An 18,542-nucleotide genomic window follows, 5' to 3' on the forward strand; every position below is an offset into this window, starting at 1 on the left:
GTCGTTGAAAGTCGGGGTGGTGCTCAATCCGATTGCCGGTGGCGGCCGGCTGAAACGGCATTGGCCGGAGGTCGCCGCATCGCTGAAAACGCATTTCGGCGATTTCGAGCTGCGCGAGACGCAGGCCGAGGGCGACGCCGAAAGGCTGGCGCTCGACCTCGCGGCAAGCGGTTTCGATCTGGTGATCGCGGCCGGCGGCGACGGCACCGCCAGCGAGGTGGCGGACGGTTTGCTGCAGGCATTCGACGAGAGTGGCCGGACAACCGAGCTTGGCTTGCTGCCTTGCGGCACCGGCATCGACTTTGCCCGCGGGCTCGGCCTGCCGAAAGAGGTGGACGCGGTGCTGAAGCGGATCGCCGGGGCGAAGGCGCGCAAGGTCGATGCCGGGCGCATCTGCTACATCGATGATCATGGTGCGCTGGCCAGCCGCCACTTCATCAACATCGCCAGCCTCGGCCTATCCGGCGCTACCGACCGCGCCGTCAATGCCGACAAGCGCAAGGGCAAGATATCGGCCAAGGCGCTGTTCCTGTGGCGCACCGTGGTCGAGTTTATCCGCTACCGCTTCCAGGACGTCAGGATCACCGTCGACGACGGCACGCCGGTCGAGGCGCGTATGGCGCTGGTGGCGGTGGCCAACGGGAGATTCTTCGGCGGCGGCATGATGATCGCGCCGGATGCCGAGCTCGCCGACGGCCAGTTCGACATCGTCATCCTGCGCGCGGCCGGCAAGCTCAAGCTGATCTGGGACATCCGCCTGCTCTATGGCGGACGGCATCGCAATCATCCGGCGATCACCATATTGCGCGGCAGGAAAGTGGTTGTCGAACCGCTCGGCGATGCCGAGAAGAACGGCGCGCTGGTCGACATAGACGGCGAGTCGCCGGGGCGTATTCCCGCGACCTTCGAGATTCTGCCGGGCGCGCTGACGCTGAGATATTGAATCAAGTGCCTTAGGCACTGATTCTGAAGGTCGGACCAAGTCGCTGAAGACATTGGCTAAATACTTGCCGGCTAGGTCTCCAGTTTGGCCGGGAAACCGGGTGCGCGCAGGTCGGTGCCGACGGCTTCCTCGAGCAATTTGACGATCTGGGTCGACCAGGCGTCGCCGCCATAGGCCGCTTTGCCCTGTGCGAAAATCGCGTTCACCCGCGTGGCGAGATTGAGCGGCACGCCGGATTGTTCGGCCATGGCGAGCGCGAAGCCGAGATCCTTCAACGCTAGGTCCATGGTGAAGCCGATGTCGTAGGAACCGTTGAGAATGAGCTGGCTTTCGGTCTCGTGGACGAAGCTGTTGCCCGAAGAGGCCACGATGGCGTGGTAGGCTTGGGCCAGATCCAGCCCGCCTTGTTTGGCCAGCATCAGTGCCTCGCCGGCGGCGACGAGATGGATGAAGGCCAACATGTTGGTGATCACCTTGATCACCGCCGCCGAACCGACCGGTCCCATCAGAAACGATTTTGCGCACATCGCCTCGATGGCCGGGCGGTGCCGCTCGTAGAGCGCGGCGTTACCGCCGACCAGCGCGGTGATTTTGCCGACCGCCGCCAGGTGCACGCCACCGGTGACCGGGCACTCCAGCGTGTCTATGCCCCTCGCCGAGGCGAGGGCGGCGAGGCGCAGAATCTCGTCGCGGCCATTGGTCGACATCTCGATCCAGGTGCCGCCCTTGGGCAGGCCCTCGAGCAATCCGCCGGGGCCGGCCAGTACCGCCTCGCTGACCTTTGGCGAGGGCAGGCACGTGATGGCGTTGCCGGACCGCGCAGCCGCTTCGGCAGGACTGCTCGCGGCGGTGGCGCCGAGCGCCACGAGGCGCTCGACGGCCGTGGGGTCACGGTCGAAGACGGTGACGGCAAAACCGTTGCGCAGAAGGCTGGCGGCAAGGTTGCCGCCGAGATGGCCGAGGCCGATGAAGGCGTAGCGCTCGCTCACGGCATCAGCGGCGTCTGCATCATCTGCAAATGCAAATCCTTGCCGGTGTACGGATGCGCGTCACACACGGCTTCGTTGAGCTCGACGCCGAGGCCGGGCTCTTTCGAGGGGATGATATTGCCGTCCTGCCACTCGATCTTCTTTTTGAGCAGCGTGGCGTGGAAACCGTCCCACTGCTTCAGCGACTCCAGGATGAGGAAATTGGGCAGCGTCACCGCCAGCTGGATGTTGGCCGCACCGACGATCGGCCCGCAATAGCAGTGCGGCGCGACCTGGATGTGGTAGGCCTCGGCCATCGCCGCGATCTTCTTGGTTTCGAGAATGCCGCCGGAGCGGCCGAGATCCGGTTGCAGGATGGTGGCGGCGCGGTTCTCGATGACCCGGGCAAATTCGAACTTGGTCGTCAGCCGCTCGCCGGTGGCGATCGGGATCGAGGTGCCGCGGGCGACCTGCGCCATTACTTCCGGCATGTCCGGCGGCACCGGCTCCTCGAACCACAGCGGATCATAGGGCTCGATGGCGCGCGCCATGCGCAGCGCGCCCGACGCGGTGAACTGTCCATGCGTGCCGAACAGAATATCGGCGCGGGTGCCGACCGCCTCGCGGATCGCCTTGATCATGCGGGTGGAGACGTCGATGTCGATGAGGCGCGGCTGGTGGCCGTCGAAAGCAGTATAGGGTCCGGCCGGGTCGAGCTTCACGGCGTTAAAACCCTGCTCGACATATTCGAGGGCGCAGGCCGCCGCCATTTCGGGATCGTTGTAGACGTTCCTGCCGTCGGGCGCGTCTTCGGAATGGACGCTGCCGGTGTGCGGATAGAGGTAGGTATAGGAGCGCAGCGTCTCGTGCACCTGGCCGCCAAGCAGTTTGTAGACCGGCTTGTTGGCTTCCTTGCCGACAATGTCCCAGCAGGCCATTTCCAGCGCCGAGAAACAGCCCATGCCGGTCACATCGGGGCGCTGGGTGAAGCCGGAGGAATAGGCGCGGCGGAAGAAGTTCTCGATGTCGTGCGGATCGTGGCCGATCAGGTAGCGCTCGGCCATGTCCTCGACGAGCTTTGCCGTGATGTGCGCCGAGAAGGTGGCGTTGTAGGCTTCGCCATAGCCGACGACGCCGCCATCCGTGGTCAGCTTGACGAAGATGAAATACTTGCCGCCGATGCCGGGTGGCGGATTGCCGACAACCCAGGTCTTGACGTCGGTGATCTTCATTTTTGGTCCTCCAGAACCAGTTCGGCGCCCTTCCATCCGGTCATGATGGAGGCGGCGTTGGTATTGCCGGTGATGTTGGCGGGAAAGATCGAGGCGTCGATGACGCGCAGACCTTCGAGCCCGTGCACTTTGAGGCGTGGATCGACGACAGCGGACCCGGCATCGGGGCCCATGCGGCAGGTCGAGACCGGATGATAGACGGTGCCCGAGCGTTTCCTGAAATCCGTGATCAGGTCGGCATCCGATTGGATCGATGGGCCGGGCAGGACTTCTTCGGCGATGATCTCGGCCATCGCAGGCATCGAGGCGATCTTGCGCACGAACTTCACCGCCGCCAGCATCTCGTCGACATCGGCGTTGGTGGAATAGGCGTTGGCGACGATCTTGGGATAGTCCAGCGGATTGCTGGAGCGGATCATGATCTCGCCGCGGCTCGACGGGCGGCAGTTGGACAGGCCGATGGAGAAGCCCGGCCAGGGGTCCGGCGTCAGGATCGGCCGTTCGCCGCTTTTTGGGATGACCGTCGAGAAGGCCTGGAAATAGAGCTGCATGTTGGGGCGCGAAAACGCCGGGTCGGTGCGGAAGAAACCGCCGCCATGGTTCATCGACAGCGACAGCGGGCCGGAGCGGGTCAGGATGTATTGCATGCCGACCAAGAGCTTGCCCCACCACGGGCGCAGGATCTGGTTCAGCGTCGGCACCTTGCCCTTGAAGGTGTAGTTGATGCCGACATGGTCCTGCAGATGCGCGCCGACATTATCGTTGGCGTGGACGAGCGGGATACCGAGCTCCTCGAGCAGCGCCGAGGGGCCGACGCCGGAAAGCTGCAGCAGCTGCGGCGAGTTGATCGAACCGGCGGACAGGATGACCTCGCGGCCGGCGCGCGCCGTCTTCGTCTCGCCGTTCTGCAAATATTCGATGCCGACGGCGCGCTTGCCTTCGAACAGAATTTTGCTCGCCAGCGCATTCGTTTCGACGCGGACATTGCTGCGCTTCATCGCCGGGCGCAGGAACGCGCGCGCCGCCGACATGCGGCGGCCATTTTTGGTCGAGATCTGATAGACGCCGACACCCTCCTGGGCAGCGCCATTGAAATCGGGGTTGAGCGGCAGGCCGGCCTGCTGGCCGGCGGCGAGATAGCGCTTGGTCAGCGGATGGACGGCGTTCGTCGTGTCGGTGATGTGCAGCGGCCCGCCGGTGCCACGCCATGCATCGGCGCCGGCCTCATTGTCCTCGAGCGCTTTGAAGCCCGGCAGCAGATCGTCATAGCCCCAGCCGGGATTGCCGGCATCGCGCCAGTCGTCAAAATCCTCGCGCGCACCTCTTATCCAGACCATGGCGTTGATCGAGCTCGAGCCGCCGAGCAGCTTGCCGCGCGGCCAGTGGTCGACATTGCCGCCAAGACCGGGATCCGGCTCGGGCTTGTAGTTCCAGTTGACCGCCGGATCGAAGAAGGTCTTGCCGTAGCCGAGCGGCATCTGCACGTAAAAGCGGCGGTCGGTGCCACCGGCTTCCAGCACCAGCACGGAGTAACGGCCGGAAGCCGACAGCTTGTCGGCCAGAACCGAGCCGGCCGAGCCGGAGCCGACGATGATGAAGTCATAGGTCTGCATGTGAATTTGGACGGCTCCGGAAAACTGGCCGCAGCCTAGACGCGGCAGGCTCGCCGCGTCGCCGCGCCTTCCGGCATGCGTTGTGAAAAAAGCGACTGGGAGGCGCATGGTTCTGAAATGTCACCAAGGAAACGACATTGCGCCGCCAGCCTCGCACGTCGCGTTGACCTGTCGGCGCCGTGACGCTACGGGATCGAGGGTAATCGATCTTGAGGGGACAACAGCATGGTGCACTACGCGGACGGACGGCCGATTGGCGATCTGACGCTGCGCACGCTCGCCATGCCGGCCGATGCCAACGCGGCCGGCGACATTTTTGGCGGCTGGGTGATGGCGCAGATGGATCTTGCCTGCGGCATCCGCGCCGCCGAGCGCGCCAAGGGCCGCGTGGTGACGGCGGCGGTCAAGGAGATGTCCTTCGCCAAGGCGATGAAGATCGGCGACACGCTGTGCATCTACACCCATGTCGAGCGCGTCGGTCGCACCTCGATGACGCTCAAGGTCGAAGCCTGGGCGCAGCGCTACCTCTCCGATCTAATGGAGAAGGTCACCCATGCCGATTTCGTCATGGTGGCGCTGGATGGCGACAGCAAGCCGAAGCCGATTCCGGCGGAAAGCTGACGCAAGTCGATTCTGCCAAGCTTGCGCTTATGTAACATCCCCCGCGCGGGCGATGCGCTGCGCGACATCCAATGGTTGCCTTCCTCTCCGATTCTGCGGATGGCGGAGGGAAGACAATGCGTCAACATATGCTGAACGGCTGGCTCGTGGCGGCCCTTGTCGCGGTGATCTGCCTGCTTGGCACCACCGCCTATACCGAGATCAGGAAAGAGCTTCCGAGCGTCGCCTGCACGCACGACCGGACAGTTGGCGACCAGCGGACCGCAAGGGCCGAGACCTGCGGCACGATGTGTTGCAGCAACCCTGCGTCAAAGGCCTGAAGGCCTCTCAGCGGAAGACGCTTAACAGCCTCAAAATGATGATGCGCCGGCGAACGAGACACGGCAGCTCGACCGTGACGGCATGACCGATGATGCAAGGCGGCTCAGTTGAACCTGAACCGTGCGTCTTCGAGGGAAAAATCCTTCCACCGCAAGGGTTTCAGGCGTGCACGCCGTCGAATTTTTCGCGCGCCGCCTGGACGCGTACAGTGTTCCTGCGCGCCCATTCGCCGAGCGCGCCGACCGGAATCAGCAGCTCATGGCCGAGCTCTGTCAGCTCATAATCGACGCGCGGCGGGATGGTCGGGAACACGGTCCGGGTGACGAAACCATCGCGCTCCAGACCGCGCAAAGTGGTGGTCAGCATCTTCTGTGAAATGCCGCCGACGGCCGCGCGCAATTCGTTGAAGCGCAGCGGTCCGCCGCCGAGCTTGCCGACGACCAGGACGGTCCATTTGTCGCCGACGCGCTGCAGGATTTCCGAGACGGCGCGGCAGTCTTCGGTGTTGTGCGGGTGCCTCAGTAACAAAACGGTGCCTCCTTGCGCAGTGGTTTGACAGTATCTCATATAGCGCCGGTATCCAAACGATACCAGCTTTTACATATATGGAGAGCCCCATGTCCAAGCCCAAAATCGCCATTGTCGTCGGTTCGACACGCGCCGCGCGTTTCGCCGATGTGCCCGCCCAGTGGATCGCCAAGATCGCCAAGACCCATGCCGACATCGATGTCGAGATCGTCGACCTGCGCGACTGGCCGCTCCCCTTCTTCGATGAGGTTGCCTCGTCCGCCTGGGCGCCGTCGCAGAATGAAGTTGCCAAGCGCTGGCAGAAGAAGGTCGCCGAATTCGACGGCTTCATCTTCACCGCCGCCGAGTACAATCATGGCCCGACGGCCGTGCTGAAGAACGCCATCGATTACGCCGCCAATGAGTGGAACAAGAAGCCGGCCGGCTTTGTCGGTTATGGCAGCGTCGGCGGCTCGCGTGCGGTCGAGCACCTGCGCCTTTCCGCTGTCGAGCTGCAGATGGCTCCGGTCAAGTCCGCCGTCCACATCGCCTGGGGCGATTTCCTGGCGGTGCGCCAGGGCGAGAAGAAGCTTGAGGAGATCGAGCATCTGAACCAGGCAGCCGCAGCCCTGGTCAACGACGTTGCCTGGTGGGCCCGCGTGCTCAAGGCAGCGCGTCAGGCCGACGCGATTGCCGGCGAAGCCCAGGCGGCCTAAGCCTATCCTCCCAAGGGAAAGCATCTTCCCATGAGGGCGGCGCTTGCGCCGCCCTTTTTCATTTGCGTGAAGGGGCGTGCTGGCGAAGCACCGGCTTTTCGACGAGCGCCGTTCGACCGGCAAGGTCGTGCTGGTGTGCTGACGACCATGCGCGATGATCGCCGCCTGTCACAGCCAACCACCGGAAAAACCAGCCCTTCGCAGTCCTGTGGTGACAGCCGGAACGCGGCGCATCAGCCGCCACAGGAAGTCCGATCGGTAATTCTCGATCATCAGGGCGATCGGCCCCTGATTGATGCCGACATGGTCCGGCGAGACCCAGCCGCAGGCACGGCCGTCGGCAGCGGCGATCGTCGGATTGAAGCTTGCGACGAAGCCGTAAGGGTTGCCCACGTGCAGATCCATCTCGTGAAAATGGCGCAGCGCCGGCAGCACGATCTCCGGCGCAAAGGGCAGGGAGGCGATCGCCGCCCATGGCGACAGCGTGCCATCATCCGGGCCGAAAGGCGCGCCGCGCGCGAGGTAGCCGAAGAAGCGGCGGCCATCGAGCCTCATTTCGCGCTTGGTCGGGCCTGGGCCGTCGCTGGCGGTGAGGCCCCAGCAATTCTCGCTATAGCCGTTGAACCCCTTCGGATTGCGGATGGCGTAGTTGCGCTGCAGGTAGGTTGCCTGGCGGCTGTTTTGGAAATAGTCGCTGTCGCGATCGCGCATGAACGCATCGCGGATGCCGCGAAAATCGATCCAGATATGCGAGAACTGGTGGATGAAAAGCGGGCCGGCATAGATCAGCTCTCGGCCGTAGATTGTCTTCCACTTGTAGGTGGACAGCCAGGCCGCGTAGCTCTCGGGCGGCAGCGAGTGGGTCGGCGATCCCAAACCAAGCACGTACAGGATCAGCGCCTCGTCAAATCCTTCCCAGCGATAGCGCAGGAAGCCTCTTTCAGGCCGCCAGCCATGGGTGACGGTGGCGCCGCCATTCTGTGCCCAACGCCAATCGGCGCGGCGGTAGAGTGCATCGGCGAGCCGGCGGATTTCCAGTTCGGGTTCATCGTCTTCGTCGAAATAGGCGCCGGCGGCCAGTACGCCGGCCAGCAGAAGTGCGGTATCGACCGTGGATAGCTCGCAATTCCAGACGCGGCGGCCGGTCTGCATGTCGAGGAAATGATAGTAGAAGCCCTTGTAGCCGGTGGCATCTGGTTCCGGCCCGTGCGGGGCGTTCCAGAAGAAGCGAAGCGTGGTGAGCGTCCGCTCGATTGCGGCGGTGCGCGTCATGAAACCGCGCTCGACACCGATCGGATAGGACGACAGCGCGAGCCCGACGGCGGCTATGCTGGCAGGCGACGCCGACGTGTTGCGGTCGGCAACCAGGCCGTTGGCTGGATTGGCCTCGTTCAGAAAATATTCGAAGGACAGGCGCTGGATGTCTTGCAGAAGCTCGTCGTTCAGCGCGTGTTCGTTCGATGCATCCATGGCTATCGATATAAAGGCTTTGGCGGTGTTTGCCATTCTTCCGGTGGATCAATGATGGGTGAGGGTAGCCTGGGGCCGGCACCCCAGCCTCCATTCACGCCACTGCTTGAGCCTTGCGCGGTTCGGCGAGCATGCCGAGGCCCAGGCCTTCGACTAGCCGGGCCTGGATCGTCCTAACATCGTTTTCGTAGGCCGCCTACGGCCTGCAGTCGCCATGCGTTGGTGTCCGTTTCCACGATCACGCCTGAGTGACTTGCATAATGCAACTAACTTGGCTATGAGTCACTTTCATTTTGAAAGAGACCTCTGCCATGGTTGCCAAAACAAGCTTTGAAACCCGCCCGTGCCCCATCGCGCGCAGCCTCGACGCTGTCGGCGAGTGGTGGAGCATTCTTTTGCTCAGGGACGCGTTCCAGGGCCTGACGCGGTTCGACCAGTTTCAGAAGAGCCTGGAGATTGCGCCCAACATCCTGACGCGACGGCTGAACAGCCTGGTCGAGCGCGGCCTGTTCGAGAAGCGCGTCTACTGCGAGCGCCCGCTTCGCCATGAATATGTGCTGACCGCCAAGGCGCGCGATTTCCGCCCGGTTCTCCTCTCGCTGCTTGCCTGGGGCAACAAGCACCTGGCGCCAGAGGGTCCGAGCCTGGTGGTGGTGGACAAGGCTGACGGCCGCTGGGCTGAGCCGGTTCTGGTTGATCGCCAAACCGGCAGCGAACTCGACAGCGAGGGCTTCGCCCTGGCGACGGGGCCGACAGCGACCGATCGCATGCGGCAGCGGTATCGCTTCAGCAGCGCGGGCTCAGGCCTTCCACTGGTGGAGAACACAGTGATCGAGCACAGGTCCGATGAGGCGCGCCGCCAATGAACAAGGTTCTTACCACTGCCGAGTTGCAGCCTGCACAGGCTTCGATTGTTCAAATTCCCGCACTCGTCAAAAAGCGTCGCAAGCCGTGGCTGACGCTGGCAGCGGTGATCGCCATCGGTGCCGGCGGATGGTATGGCGTCGACTGGTGGCAGGCCGGCCGCTTTCTCGTGTCGACCGACGATGCCTATGTCGGCGGCAACGTCACGCCGCTGGCGCCGCGGGTCGCCGGCCATATCGATCAGATTCTCGTCGAGGACAACCAGCATGTCGCTGCCGGACAGCTGATCATCCGCATCGATGACCGGCCGTTCAAGGCAGCGCTGGAGCATGCGCGGGCTTCCGTTCAGCAGCAGCAATCGGCGCTCGACAATCTGCGCGCCCAGATATCGCTGCAGAATTCGGTGATCGAGCAGGCCTCGGCCGATCTCGATGCGAAGAGCGCTGCCGCTGCTTTCACCGCCCAGGATGCCAAGCGCTATGAAGTGCTGGCCAGCACCAGGGCCGGGACGCAGCAGGACGCGCAGAGAAGCCTTGCCGCCGACGGTCAGGCCAAGGCTTCCGTTGCCGCCTCGCGCGCCGGGCTCGCAGCCGCCAAGCAGCAACTCGATGTGCTCAACACCCAGATCGCGGAAGCCACCGCCGCGGTCGCGGCCGCCAAGGCGGATGTCGATACGGCAGAGCTAGATCTCGGCTTCACTGAGATACGCTCACCCATCGAAGGCGTCGTCGGCAACAGGCTGGCGCAGGTCGGCACCTATGTTTCGCCGGGCAGCTATCTGCTGACGATCGTGCCGGCATCGGGCCTGTGGGTCGACGCCAATTTCAAGGAAGACCAGCTGCGCAACATGACCGACGGGCAGGCTGCCACGGTCTATACCGACATCGCGCCCGACGCGCCGCTCAAGGGCCACGTCACCAGCCTGGGGCCGGCAACCGGGGCGATCTTCAGCGTGATCCCGCCGCAGAACGCGACCGGCAATTTCACCAAGATCGTCCAGCGCGTTCCCATCCGGATCACGATCGACCAGGACCAGGCGCAGAAGGTCGCGCTGCGGCCAGGTCTCTCCACCGTCGTCACGGTCGATACTGCGTCGCACTGAGGACGCCATGTCAGAGCGCGCTGCCCCGCAGTCCTTCTTCGTCAGCATCCTGCCGTTCATGGTGATGTGCGTCGGGATGTTCATCGCGCTGCTCGACATCCAGATCGTGGCGTCCTCGCTGCAGGATATTGGCGGCGGCCTGTCGGCGGCGCAGGACCAGATCGGCTGGGTGCAGACCTCCTATCTGGTGGCGGAGATCATCGTCATCCCACTGTCGGGCTGGCTCACCCGAGTGTTTTCGACACGCTGGCTTTTCACCTTCTCGGCGGCCGGCTTCACGCTGGCCAGCATGCTGTGCGGCTTCGCCTGGAGCATTGAAAGCATGATCGTGTTCCGCGCGCTGCAGGGGCTGCTCGGCGCGTCGATGATCCCGACGGTGTTCACCTCGTCGTTCCACTATTTCCAGGGGCCGAGGCGGGTCTATGCGGCGGCGGTGGTCGGCAGCATCGCTTCGATCGCGCCGACGCTCGGCCCCGTCATCGGCGGCTGGATCACCGATACGCTGAACTGGCACTGGCTGTTCTATGTCAACGTCGTTCCCGGCACCATCATCACCATCCTCGTCGCGCTGCTGGTCAAGATCGACAAGGCCGATCCATCGCTGCTGAAGGGCGCCGACTATGTCGGCATGGTCCTGATGGCCGTCAGCCTCGGCACGGCCGAGTATGTGCTGGAGGAAGGCACGCGCTGGAACTGGTTCGACGATGCGACGATCCGCAACGGCGCCATCGTTGCCAGCGTTACGCTCGTTCTGTTCGTCATCCGCAGCCTTACCTATACGCAGCCGGTGGTGGATTTTCGCGCCTTCGGCAACCGCAACTTTGCCATTGGTTGCTTCCTGTCCTTCGTCACCGGCATCGGCATCTTCGCCACGATTTATCTGACACCGCTGTTCCTCGGCTATGTCAGGGGCTACGACGCCTTCCAGACCGGGGTGGCGGTGTTTTCCACCGGCGTCGCCTCGATGGTCGGCGTGCCCGTCTACATCTTCCTCGCCAAGCGCTTCGACACGCGCTGGCTGATGATGTTCGGCCTGGCATCCTTCGGTGCGTCGATGTGGAGCTTTAGCGCCATCACCAGCCAGTGGGGCGCGGCCGAGCTGCTTCTGCCACAAATCTTTCGTGGCTTCCCGCAGGTCTTCGCGGTGGCGCCGAGCGTCAATCTCGGCCTCGGCAGCCTGCCGCCGGAGCGGCTGAAATATGCCAGCGGCCTGTTCAACACCATGCGCAATCTCGGCGGTGCGGTCGGCATCGCCATATGCGGTGCGATCCTCAATGACCGCACCAACTTCCATTTCCTGACCATCGCCTCGCATCTGACGCCGCAAAACGAAGCGGCGATGCGGCTCCTCGACAATGTCGGGCAGCGCTATGGCCAGTTGCCCGGTGCTGTCGCTGATGGTCATGCCGCGGCGCTGAAGCAGCTCTGGCAGCTGGCCTATCGCGAGGCTTCGACCATGGCCTACGCCGATGCGTTCCTGGTCATCATGGTGGCGTTTGTCATTGCCACCGCGCTGGTTCCATTCCTGCGCAACGTCACACCAAAAGCGCCGCCGCCCGACGCACACTGAAGCTGGACCGCCGTTGGACCGCCATATGGACAGGGCTGCCATCTGGCCCTGCCGTTTTGCTCTGATATAGCCGCTGCGATCCATCACATGAGCATGTCCCGTGAAGTCACCCAGCCTGGCAGGCGCCGTTTCCCCCATGATCCCGGTGCTGGTCTGCGCACTTGCGATCTTCCTTCTGTCCGCCATGGATGCGGCGATGAAGATCCTGGTCATCGCCGTCGGCGTCTACAACACGGTGCTATGGCGCAGCATGCTTGCGACCGTGGTCGCGGGCACGGCCTGGGCGGCGGGGCCGCGGACGCTTCCCACGCCTTCCGTAGTGCGGCTGCATGCGCTGCGCGCCGTGGTCGTCGGTATCGTCCTGCTGTCGTTCTTCTGGGGGCTTGCCAGGCTGCCGCTGGCGGATGGGATCGGGCTTAGTTTCGTCGCGCCGCTGTTTGCTCTACTGCTGGCCGCGCTGCTCTTGGGCGAACGCATCCAGCGTCAGGCGATCTGGGCGTCGCTGGCGGGCATCGCCGGTGTCGTCATCATCATGGCCGGACAGTTCGGGCAAGGGAACTACACCGGGGATGCTCTGCTTGGCACGGTGGCTGTGCTCGCATCGACGGTGTTCTACGCCTACAATCTGATCCTCTCGCGGCGGCAGGCGCTGGTGGCAAAGCCAGGCGAGATCATGCTGTTCCAGAACCTGTGCGTTGCCGCCGTCCTTCTCCCCGCCGCGCCCTGGCTGGCCGTCGCCCTGCCGGGCAATCTCTGGCTTTCCCTGGCCGGCGTGACGGCGCTGTCCCTTTCCGGCCAATTCCTGATGAGCTGGTCCTATGCGCGGGCCGAAGCGCAATATCTGATCCCGACGGAATACTCGGCCTTCATCTGGGCGATCGTGTTTGGCTGGCTGTTCTTCGACGAGGCGGCGACCTGGACGACGTTGGCGGGTGCCGCCTTGATCGTCGCCAGCTGCCTGATCGCCTCACGCTCAAATCCCAGACTTGCCGAACCGATCGAAGCCGCGGTCTAAACGGGCGCTGTTGTCAACGCACCACTTCGCGATGGCCGCTCGGCAGGCGGGTGGCGATCAGCTTGTCGATACGGCGGCCGTCAAGGTCGACGACCTCGAAGCGCCAGCCCTGCGCGTCGACGCATTCGCCGGTCGCCGGCAGATGATGCATGTGCGACAGAACATAGCCGGCGACGGTTTCGTAGTCGCGGTTCTCCGGCAGGTCGATGCCGAGAACTTCCGCCATTTCGTCGGCCTGCATGTAGCCGGCGAGCAGCCATGAACCATCCTCGCGCTTGACCGCGTTTTCTTCCTCGCCGGCGTCGAGGTCGGCGCGGAAGACGCCGGTAATGGCTTCCAGAATGTCGGCGGGGGTGACGATGCCTTCGAAATGGCCGTATTCGTCATGCACCAGCGCCATCGGCACGTCGGAATCCTTCAGCTTTTGCAGCACGTCGAGCGCGTCGGCCTGGTCATAGACAATGGGGGCGGCGCGCACATGCTTGCGCGGGTCGAGCGCGCGGCCGGCAAGGATCGCCGCCAGCACGTCGCGGGTCTGGACGACGCCGACCATGATATCGACGCCGCCATCGCCCGCCGGCAGGCGCGAATGCTGGGTGTCCATCAACAGCTTGCGGATGGCGCTTTCATCCGCCTGCAGATTGATCCAGTCGACCTCTGTGCGCGGCGTCATCACCGCGCGCACGGCGCGGTCGCCGAGCCGCATGACACCGGCAATCATGCGCCGCTCGTCGGACTCGATGGTGCCGTGATGCTCGGCCTCTGCGACCAGCATCTTGATCTCCTCGTCGGTAACCTTCTCCTCGCTCTCGCCGCGCTGGCCGAGCAGCCACAATATGGCGCGGCCGGAAATGTCGAGCAGGAAGACCAGTGGCGCCGAGACGGTGGCGAGGATGGTCATCGCCGGGGCGGCGCGGGCGGCGACGCGTTCTGGATCGCGCAGCGCGATCTGCTTGGGCACCAGTTCGCCGACGATCAGCGAGAAATAGGTGATGATGGCAACGACAATGCCGACGCCGAGCGGATCGGCCACGCTCTCGCGGATGCCGGTCGAGGCCAGGTACACCGACAGCCTGTCGCCCAGCGTGGCGCCGGAAAAGGCGCCGGACAGCACGCCGACCAAGGTGATGCCGATCTGCACCGACGACAGGAATTTGCCGGGGTTGGACCCGAGCGCCAGCGCGCGCCCGGCGCCATTGACGCCGCGGTCGATCATCGCCTTGAGCCGTGCCGGGCGCGACGAAACGATGGCGAGCTCGGACATCGACAGAAGGCCGTTCACACAGATGAGGACGACCACGGTAGCGATTTCGACGTATAGCATCAGCGGTCAATAGCATTGCCGCAGGCCGCTGGAAAATAGTCCGCGTTGATTTTTGGAGAATGACAGTGGCAGCCCGCAACAGGGCGGCGCGAAAGCATCGGACCGCTTGCCGCCATTTTCTACGCTTTTGCCGCCTTACGGCAGTTGTCGCAGCACGCCGACAATGGCCTTGCCGTCGGTGAAATAGGGGTCGCCGCCGCCATTGCGTCCGGCCTTGGTGGCGCCGATACCGGGGATATCGCTCACCGTGATCACCATGCCGGCCGCAGTCAGGTCGTGAATCACGAGATCGCGCTCGGCGTCGATGTCGGGACCGATATGGTGGGTGATGGCGCCGGTGTCGTGGCTGAGACCAACGCCGCGGTCGAAGCTGGCCGAGCCCAGCCATAGCGGGCGGCCATCGTCGCCGGTCGCATCGGTGCGCCAGAAGCGGACATGATGACGCCGGTCGGCGCTGCCGCCGACCGGTTTTTCAAAGGCGAGGTCCTGGGCGCGGCCTTCGAACAGCAACCGGCTGACCGGGGCGTCGGGATAGGGATGATCGAACAGCACGCTTTCACCGATTTCGATCGCGGTCTTCAGCGTCACGCCATCGGCCGTGTCCCAGCCGGCCACGGCGAAGGCATGCACAAGCTCCTTTTCGCTGCCGACAAGGCCGACATTGATCGGGTCGCCCGGAATACCTTGCGGCGTGTGCGTCCATCTCGAAGGTCTGCTTGCGATAGCCGCGGTCGCGAAACGTCCAGAATTCAGGTGCGGCGACATAGGCGAGCGCCAGCCAGGCAGCGACGATAGCAGCCAGCCAGATCGTTATGCGTCTTCGAAGGCTTTTTTGACCCACCTGCCGCCGCCTGCTTGTGCGGCGTCACCTTATGCGGCGTGACCGGGTTTTGGCAAAGAGAGCCGGCTACCGTCAGCGGCAGGCGCGGTAGCCGCTCTTGCGGTTCTTGATGTCGAAATGGAAATGATTGCGGTGGTCGTAATTGTAGCCGGGGCCGAGCACGGTGGTGAAATACTGGCAGCCATCGGCGCGCACATTGTTGAGGAAGCCACGGGTGCGGAAGGCGAACAGGCCGGGCTTGCGCACGTCGATGTCGTCGCCATTGTTGAGCTCGATGCTCATGACATCGAGCGCATTGCCCTTGCCGTGCTCGGACAGAACGCCTTCGCCGGCGATGTTGCGGCAGGAATAGCTCGAGCCCTGGTGGATGGTCTTGACGCCCGAGAAATAGCGCCAGCGGGCGGAGGGAACCAGTTCGTTCCTGGTCCAGGCGGCGAAGCTGGCGGCCATGTCGCAGGTCAATGTCGCCGCCGGCTTCATCTGGATGCCGCCAATGGCCGAGACCTTGACCGGAAAGTCGATGCCGCACTGTCCCTCGTGGATCGGCTGGACATCGGTGTAGACGACGCCGAGGCGCCTCAGCTCGCCACGGCAGTCGGTTTCGCTGGCCGGCATCTGTTCGGGCTCGGACATCGGCTCGTCCATGCGCGGATAGGCGGCGGTCATGTAGGGGTTGGACGGGACGAGCTTCTGCATGCCTTCATATTGCGGCACGGCCGCGGTCTGCGAGCCGACGTCGACGGCAGGCTGCAACGACAGCACGCTGCCGGTGTTGCAGGCCGAAACGGCGGCCAGCGCAAGGCCGGCGGCCGCCATCGCTGCGCGTTTTGATTGGCGCGCGGAGGCGAAAAAAACGGCGCGAAATCTGCCGGCCATTGACGGAATCCCGTTGACGGATATCCGGCATTTTAACGATCAAGGGTAAAGGAAAGCTCAGCGCTCGCATTCATGCCTGCGGCCGAAATGCGGCACGTGGGTCGGTCTGCCAGCCTACTGGCAGAAGGTGCCGCCGTGCCGGCGCGGTTCGAGATCGAGATGGAAATGCAGGGCGTGGTCAGGGTCGGCGCCAGGTCCAAGCACGGTCTTGAACGGTCCGCAGGCGGCCTTGCGCACGGCGTTGAGGAATTTCGCGTCCTTCTCAGGCGGCGTTGGACCGACTTCGATCTTCCTGCCGTCAGACAGGGTGAAGCTGGCGATGTCGAGGGCGTTGCCGAAGGCGTGTTCCGACAGTTTGCGCGTGCCGTGGCGCGGCCGGCAAACGAAGGCCGATGCCTGGTTGATCGATTTCAGGTCGGCGCCGAATTCAGCTTTTGCCGCCGGCTGGATGACATTGGCAGCAAAGCGGGCGGCGGCTTCGGCCATGGGACAGTTGAGCTCGGTAGCGGGGCCGATGGCGATGGATTTTCCGAGCGACTTCAGCACCAGGGGATAGGGGATCGAGCAGCCGATTTCGGGGGTGCTTTCCGCCTTGTGTTCCTCGAATTCGACGCCAAGCGCCGTCAGCCGCTCGCGACAGGCAACTTCCTCCGCCGGCATCTTTGCGTCGGGCAAATCGGCGGAGCGGGGGTCGGGCAGCATCTTCTTGTCGTCGGCATCCGCAGGTTTGTCAGGCGGCTGCGGGGCGACGACGGGCGGCTCTACCTCCGGCTTTGTGACGTCGGGCCTTTGTGTCGGAACGGGCACCACGGCCGGCGGCTCAGGCTCACTTTCCGTATTGGTTGACGGCTCCGCGGCCGACGGCCTGGGCCGCGCCTGCTTTTCCTGACGGGACTTTTCTTGATTGAACCGATCGTCATTGGACCGGTTGGGTGCACCGCTGGTCTTCGGACCTTCAGTCTTTTGCTCTTCAATCGGAATGTCGGTCTTCTGCGCCTCTGCGGGGCGCGCCTCGGGCACCGGAACAGCGCCAGCCGAAGGCTGCGGCCCCTGTGTTTTCGACTCTGCCTGGTTCGGTGCGATATGCCGCTTGCCGCGCGATTTCAGGCGGTGCTTGCTGCTCGGCTTCAGCGGCTGGTCGGCCCGCTGTGACAGCGGCTGCTCCATCCGTGGTGACAGCGGCGTGTGATGTCGGCGATGCTTGGCGTCGGCCGGGGTCGTGAGCAATCCGGCGACCACCATGGCCAGCGCCAACCCACATATTCTGGAAAAGACAAGCGCCGCCATTGGCCCTAAACGGCGTGGGCTTGCGGAGGTTGCCGGGAAAAGCGCATGCGCCCGATCACGATCGGTTACCCCGGCGTTACGCGCCAATCGCCTCCAGCCCTTCCTCCAGCCAATCGGCCAGAAGCGGCATGCCGAGCAGATATTTAGCCGTGCGCTTGTTGGCGCGCTCGCGCGCGGCGGCGAGCGCATCGGCCCATTCCGCAGCGTCATAGTCGCCGCGGCCGACCCAGGCCAGCGCGATCAGCTCGGCCGCCTCATCTACATTGAGGTCGTTGATCAGCTCGCGCAGCTCTTCCTCGCTGAGGTTTTCCGAGCTTTCCTCGGCAAGGCCGTCATGGTGGTGATTGTCGTGCGTGTCGCCGTCGAACTCGACCTCATGCTCGGCGCCGTCGGCATAGTCTTCGTTGACGGCAGCACTCAGCCCCTTTGCCTTGAGAATGAACAGCCGAACGGTGTCCGGGCCGATCGATAGCTCCCATTCCCGTTCACGGCGCTGTTGCACTCTCGCGCACTCCGCTGGTCCCTTTCGCGGATGATAGCGGATTTGCAGCGCGCGTCACGTCATGTTCGGCCAGCTGGCTCCTGCCTCTGGTTAAACTCAGGTGGGTTCGGCCGCAGAAATAGTTTTATGGTGGCCCTTTTTCCGGGATGAAACGGCGCGCGTTCGGCGTTAGCATTTCATTGTTATCCCTCAAGGAGGCTTCGATGCGCAGACGTTTGCTGATTCAGGTAATGGCTATTGTCGCTCTGCCGCTGTTTGCGGCGCCAGCATTTACCGCCGGCGAGGGTGGCGGAGGCGACGGCGGGAGCACGAAATGCAAGAAGGGCGAGGTCTGGGACAAGAAGCTGAAGAAGTGCGTCACGCCGAAATACGGCATGCTCGACGACAACAACATCTATGAGGCCGGCCACGATCTGGCGATGGCGGGGCGCTATGACGAGGCGATCGCCGTGCTCAGCCTTGCCGAGAACAAGCAGGATCCGCGCATCCTCAACTATCTCGGCTATTCGCACCGCCATTCCGGCCGCGTCACGGTCGGCCTCGGCTATTACGAGGAAGCGCTGCGCATCAATCCCGATTACACGCTGGTGCGGGAATATCTCGGCGAGGCGCATCTGCAGATCGGTGACCTGGCCGGCGCCCAGGAGCAGCTGGCCGAAATCGAGAAGCGCACCGGCAAGGGTTCGCGCGAATACGGCATGCTGGCCGAACAGATCTACCATTTCATGAGAAGCTGACCCCACCCCAACGGCTTCTTGGGCCGGCTGCGA

General features: G+C 63.9%; 19 protein-coding genes. 9 read left to right on the plus strand and 10 right to left on the minus strand.

Annotated features, from left to right (window positions below; all coding sequences use genetic code 11):
• Positions 1-4: 4 nt before the first annotated feature.
• Entirely contained in the window at positions 5-943 is a 939-nt protein-coding gene (locus AC1D1B_RS14260) for a diacylglycerol/lipid kinase family protein (protein WP_477333094.1), read from the plus strand.
• A gap of 71 nt (positions 944-1,014) precedes the next feature.
• Here the strand turns inward: AC1D1B_RS14260 and AC1D1B_RS14265 are convergent, their stop codons facing one another.
• Genes AC1D1B_RS14265 through AC1D1B_RS14275 form a run of 3 tightly spaced genes read right to left on the minus strand, consistent with a single transcriptional unit; the run spans position 1,015 to position 4,756 of the window.
• Complete coding sequence (locus tag AC1D1B_RS14265) at positions 1,015-1,932, minus strand: NAD(P)-dependent oxidoreductase (protein ID WP_477333096.1); 918 nt, start codon at positions 1,930-1,932, stop codon at positions 1,015-1,017.
• Complete coding sequence (locus AC1D1B_RS14270; RefSeq protein WP_477333098.1) at positions 1,929-3,143, minus strand: mandelate racemase/muconate lactonizing enzyme family protein; 1,215 nt, start codon at positions 3,141-3,143, stop codon at positions 1,929-1,931. Before AC1D1B_RS14270 ends, AC1D1B_RS14265 begins: the two co-directional genes overlap by 4 nt.
• Positions 3,140-4,756, minus strand: coding sequence for a GMC family oxidoreductase (locus AC1D1B_RS14275; protein ID WP_477333100.1), 1,617 nt, complete (start codon positions 4,754-4,756; stop codon positions 3,140-3,142). Before AC1D1B_RS14275 ends, AC1D1B_RS14270 begins: the two co-directional genes overlap by 4 nt.
• Positions 4,757-4,981: 225 nt before the next feature.
• Between AC1D1B_RS14275 and AC1D1B_RS14280 the strand changes: the two genes are divergently transcribed.
• The gene (locus AC1D1B_RS14280; protein ID WP_477333102.1) at positions 4,982-5,377 is read left to right on the plus strand and encodes an acyl-CoA thioesterase; all 396 of its coding nucleotides are present in this window, start codon (positions 4,982-4,984) and stop codon (positions 5,375-5,377) included.
• Positions 5,378-5,493: 116 nt separating this feature from the next.
• Positions 5,494-5,697: a hypothetical protein gene (locus AC1D1B_RS14285; RefSeq protein ID WP_477333104.1), complete on the plus strand. Its 204-nt coding sequence runs from the start codon at positions 5,494-5,496 to the stop codon at positions 5,695-5,697.
• A 160-nt stretch (positions 5,698-5,857) separates the two neighbouring features.
• Here the strand turns inward: AC1D1B_RS14285 and AC1D1B_RS14290 are convergent, their stop codons facing one another.
• A complete protein-coding gene (locus tag AC1D1B_RS14290; protein WP_477333106.1) occupies positions 5,858-6,226 on the minus strand; it encodes a winged helix-turn-helix transcriptional regulator in 369 nt (122 codons plus the stop codon).
• Between the two features lie 89 nt (positions 6,227-6,315).
• On the opposite strand from AC1D1B_RS14290, the gene AC1D1B_RS14295 reads away from it, so the two are divergent.
• On the plus strand, positions 6,316-6,921 hold the full coding sequence (locus tag AC1D1B_RS14295) for an NADPH-dependent FMN reductase (protein ID WP_477333108.1): 606 nt from the start codon (positions 6,316-6,318) through the stop codon (positions 6,919-6,921).
• A gap of 168 nt (positions 6,922-7,089) precedes the next feature.
• Here AC1D1B_RS14295 and AC1D1B_RS14300 read toward each other — a convergent pair whose 3' ends face one another.
• A complete protein-coding gene (locus AC1D1B_RS14300; RefSeq protein ID WP_477333320.1) occupies positions 7,090-8,391 on the minus strand; it encodes a glucoamylase family protein in 1,302 nt (433 codons plus the stop codon).
• 311 nt (positions 8,392-8,702) lie between these two features.
• Here AC1D1B_RS14300 and AC1D1B_RS14305 point away from each other — a divergent pair, with 311 nt between their 5' ends.
• From AC1D1B_RS14305 to AC1D1B_RS14320, 4 genes are all read left to right on the plus strand, one after another.
• Complete coding sequence (locus AC1D1B_RS14305; RefSeq protein WP_477333110.1) at positions 8,703-9,257, plus strand: winged helix-turn-helix transcriptional regulator; 555 nt, start codon at positions 8,703-8,705, stop codon at positions 9,255-9,257.
• On the plus strand, positions 9,254-10,357 hold the full coding sequence (locus tag AC1D1B_RS14310) for an HlyD family secretion protein (protein WP_477333112.1): 1,104 nt from the start codon (positions 9,254-9,256) through the stop codon (positions 10,355-10,357). The genes AC1D1B_RS14305 and AC1D1B_RS14310 overlap by 4 nt, the downstream gene beginning before the upstream one ends.
• A gap of 7 nt (positions 10,358-10,364) precedes the next feature.
• Positions 10,365-11,927, plus strand: coding sequence for a DHA2 family efflux MFS transporter permease subunit (locus AC1D1B_RS14315; protein WP_477333114.1), 1,563 nt, complete (start codon positions 10,365-10,367; stop codon positions 11,925-11,927).
• Between the two features lie 136 nt (positions 11,928-12,063).
• Complete coding sequence (locus AC1D1B_RS14320) at positions 12,064-12,942, plus strand: DMT family transporter (RefSeq protein WP_477333321.1); 879 nt, start codon at positions 12,064-12,066, stop codon at positions 12,940-12,942.
• A gap of 13 nt (positions 12,943-12,955) precedes the next feature.
• On the opposite strand, the gene AC1D1B_RS14325 is transcribed toward AC1D1B_RS14320, so the two are convergent.
• The 5 genes from AC1D1B_RS14325 to AC1D1B_RS14345 form a co-directional block, all read right to left on the minus strand.
• Entirely contained in the window at positions 12,956-14,266 is a 1,311-nt protein-coding gene (locus tag AC1D1B_RS14325; RefSeq protein ID WP_477333116.1) for a hemolysin family protein, read from the minus strand.
• A 135-nt stretch (positions 14,267-14,401) separates the two neighbouring features.
• Entirely contained in the window at positions 14,402-15,031 is a 630-nt protein-coding gene (locus AC1D1B_RS14330) for an LssY C-terminal domain-containing protein (protein WP_477333118.1), read from the minus strand.
• Positions 15,032-15,179: 148 nt separating this feature from the next.
• A complete protein-coding gene (locus tag AC1D1B_RS14335; RefSeq protein WP_477333120.1) occupies positions 15,180-15,983 on the minus strand; it encodes an extensin-like domain-containing protein in 804 nt (267 codons plus the stop codon).
• Positions 15,984-16,097: 114 nt separating this feature from the next.
• Positions 16,098-17,150 (minus strand): extensin-like domain-containing protein, encoded by a 1,053-nt coding sequence (locus AC1D1B_RS14340; RefSeq protein WP_477333322.1) that lies wholly within the window; start codon positions 17,148-17,150, stop codon positions 16,098-16,100.
• 196 nt (positions 17,151-17,346) lie between these two features.
• Positions 17,347-17,772 (minus strand): DUF3775 domain-containing protein, encoded by a 426-nt coding sequence (locus AC1D1B_RS14345; RefSeq protein WP_477333122.1) that lies wholly within the window; start codon positions 17,770-17,772, stop codon positions 17,347-17,349.
• 203 nt (positions 17,773-17,975) lie between these two features.
• Between AC1D1B_RS14345 and AC1D1B_RS14350 the strand changes: the two genes are divergently transcribed.
• Positions 17,976-18,509 carry a tetratricopeptide repeat protein gene (locus AC1D1B_RS14350; protein WP_477333124.1) on the plus strand — a complete coding sequence of 178 codons (534 nt, stop codon included), beginning with the start codon at positions 17,976-17,978 and terminating at the stop codon, positions 18,507-18,509.
• Positions 18,510-18,542 lie beyond the last annotated feature (33 nt).

This window comes from Mesorhizobium sp. P2_C5_2, assembly GCF_056404535.1.

Coding starts and splice junctions, on each gene's coding strand:
- AC1D1B_RS14270 (WP_477333098.1), bottom strand. CDS start 3,143: ATGAAGATCACCGACGTCAAGACCTGGGTTGTCGGCAATCCGCCACCC.
- AC1D1B_RS14275 (WP_477333100.1), bottom strand. CDS start 4,756: ATGCAGACCTATGACTTCATCATCGTCGGCTCCGGCTCGGCCGGCTCG.
- AC1D1B_RS14280 (WP_477333102.1), top strand. CDS start 4,982: ATGGTGCACTACGCGGACGGACGGCCGATTGGCGATCTGACGCTGCGC.
- AC1D1B_RS14285 (WP_477333104.1), top strand. CDS start 5,494: ATGCGTCAACATATGCTGAACGGCTGGCTCGTGGCGGCCCTTGTCGCG.
- AC1D1B_RS14295 (WP_477333108.1), top strand. CDS start 6,316: ATGTCCAAGCCCAAAATCGCCATTGTCGTCGGTTCGACACGCGCCGCG.
- AC1D1B_RS14300 (WP_477333320.1), bottom strand. CDS start 8,391: ATGGATGCATCGAACGAACACGCGCTGAACGACGAGCTTCTGCAAGAC.
- AC1D1B_RS14305 (WP_477333110.1), top strand. CDS start 8,703: ATGGTTGCCAAAACAAGCTTTGAAACCCGCCCGTGCCCCATCGCGCGC.
- AC1D1B_RS14310 (WP_477333112.1), top strand. CDS start 9,254: ATGAACAAGGTTCTTACCACTGCCGAGTTGCAGCCTGCACAGGCTTCG.
- AC1D1B_RS14315 (WP_477333114.1), top strand. CDS start 10,365: ATGTCAGAGCGCGCTGCCCCGCAGTCCTTCTTCGTCAGCATCCTGCCG.
- AC1D1B_RS14320 (WP_477333321.1), top strand. CDS start 12,064: ATGATCCCGGTGCTGGTCTGCGCACTTGCGATCTTCCTTCTGTCCGCC.
- AC1D1B_RS14325 (WP_477333116.1), bottom strand. CDS start 14,266: ATGCTATACGTCGAAATCGCTACCGTGGTCGTCCTCATCTGTGTGAAC.
- AC1D1B_RS14330 (WP_477333118.1), bottom strand. CDS start 15,031: ATGTCGCCGCACCTGAATTCTGGACGTTTCGCGACCGCGGCTATCGCA.
- AC1D1B_RS14335 (WP_477333120.1), bottom strand. CDS start 15,983: ATGGCCGGCAGATTTCGCGCCGTTTTTTTCGCCTCCGCGCGCCAATCA.
- AC1D1B_RS14340 (WP_477333322.1), bottom strand. CDS start 17,150: ATGGAGCAGCCGCTGTCACAGCGGGCCGACCAGCCGCTGAAGCCGAGC.
- AC1D1B_RS14350 (WP_477333124.1), top strand. CDS start 17,976: ATGCGCAGACGTTTGCTGATTCAGGTAATGGCTATTGTCGCTCTGCCG.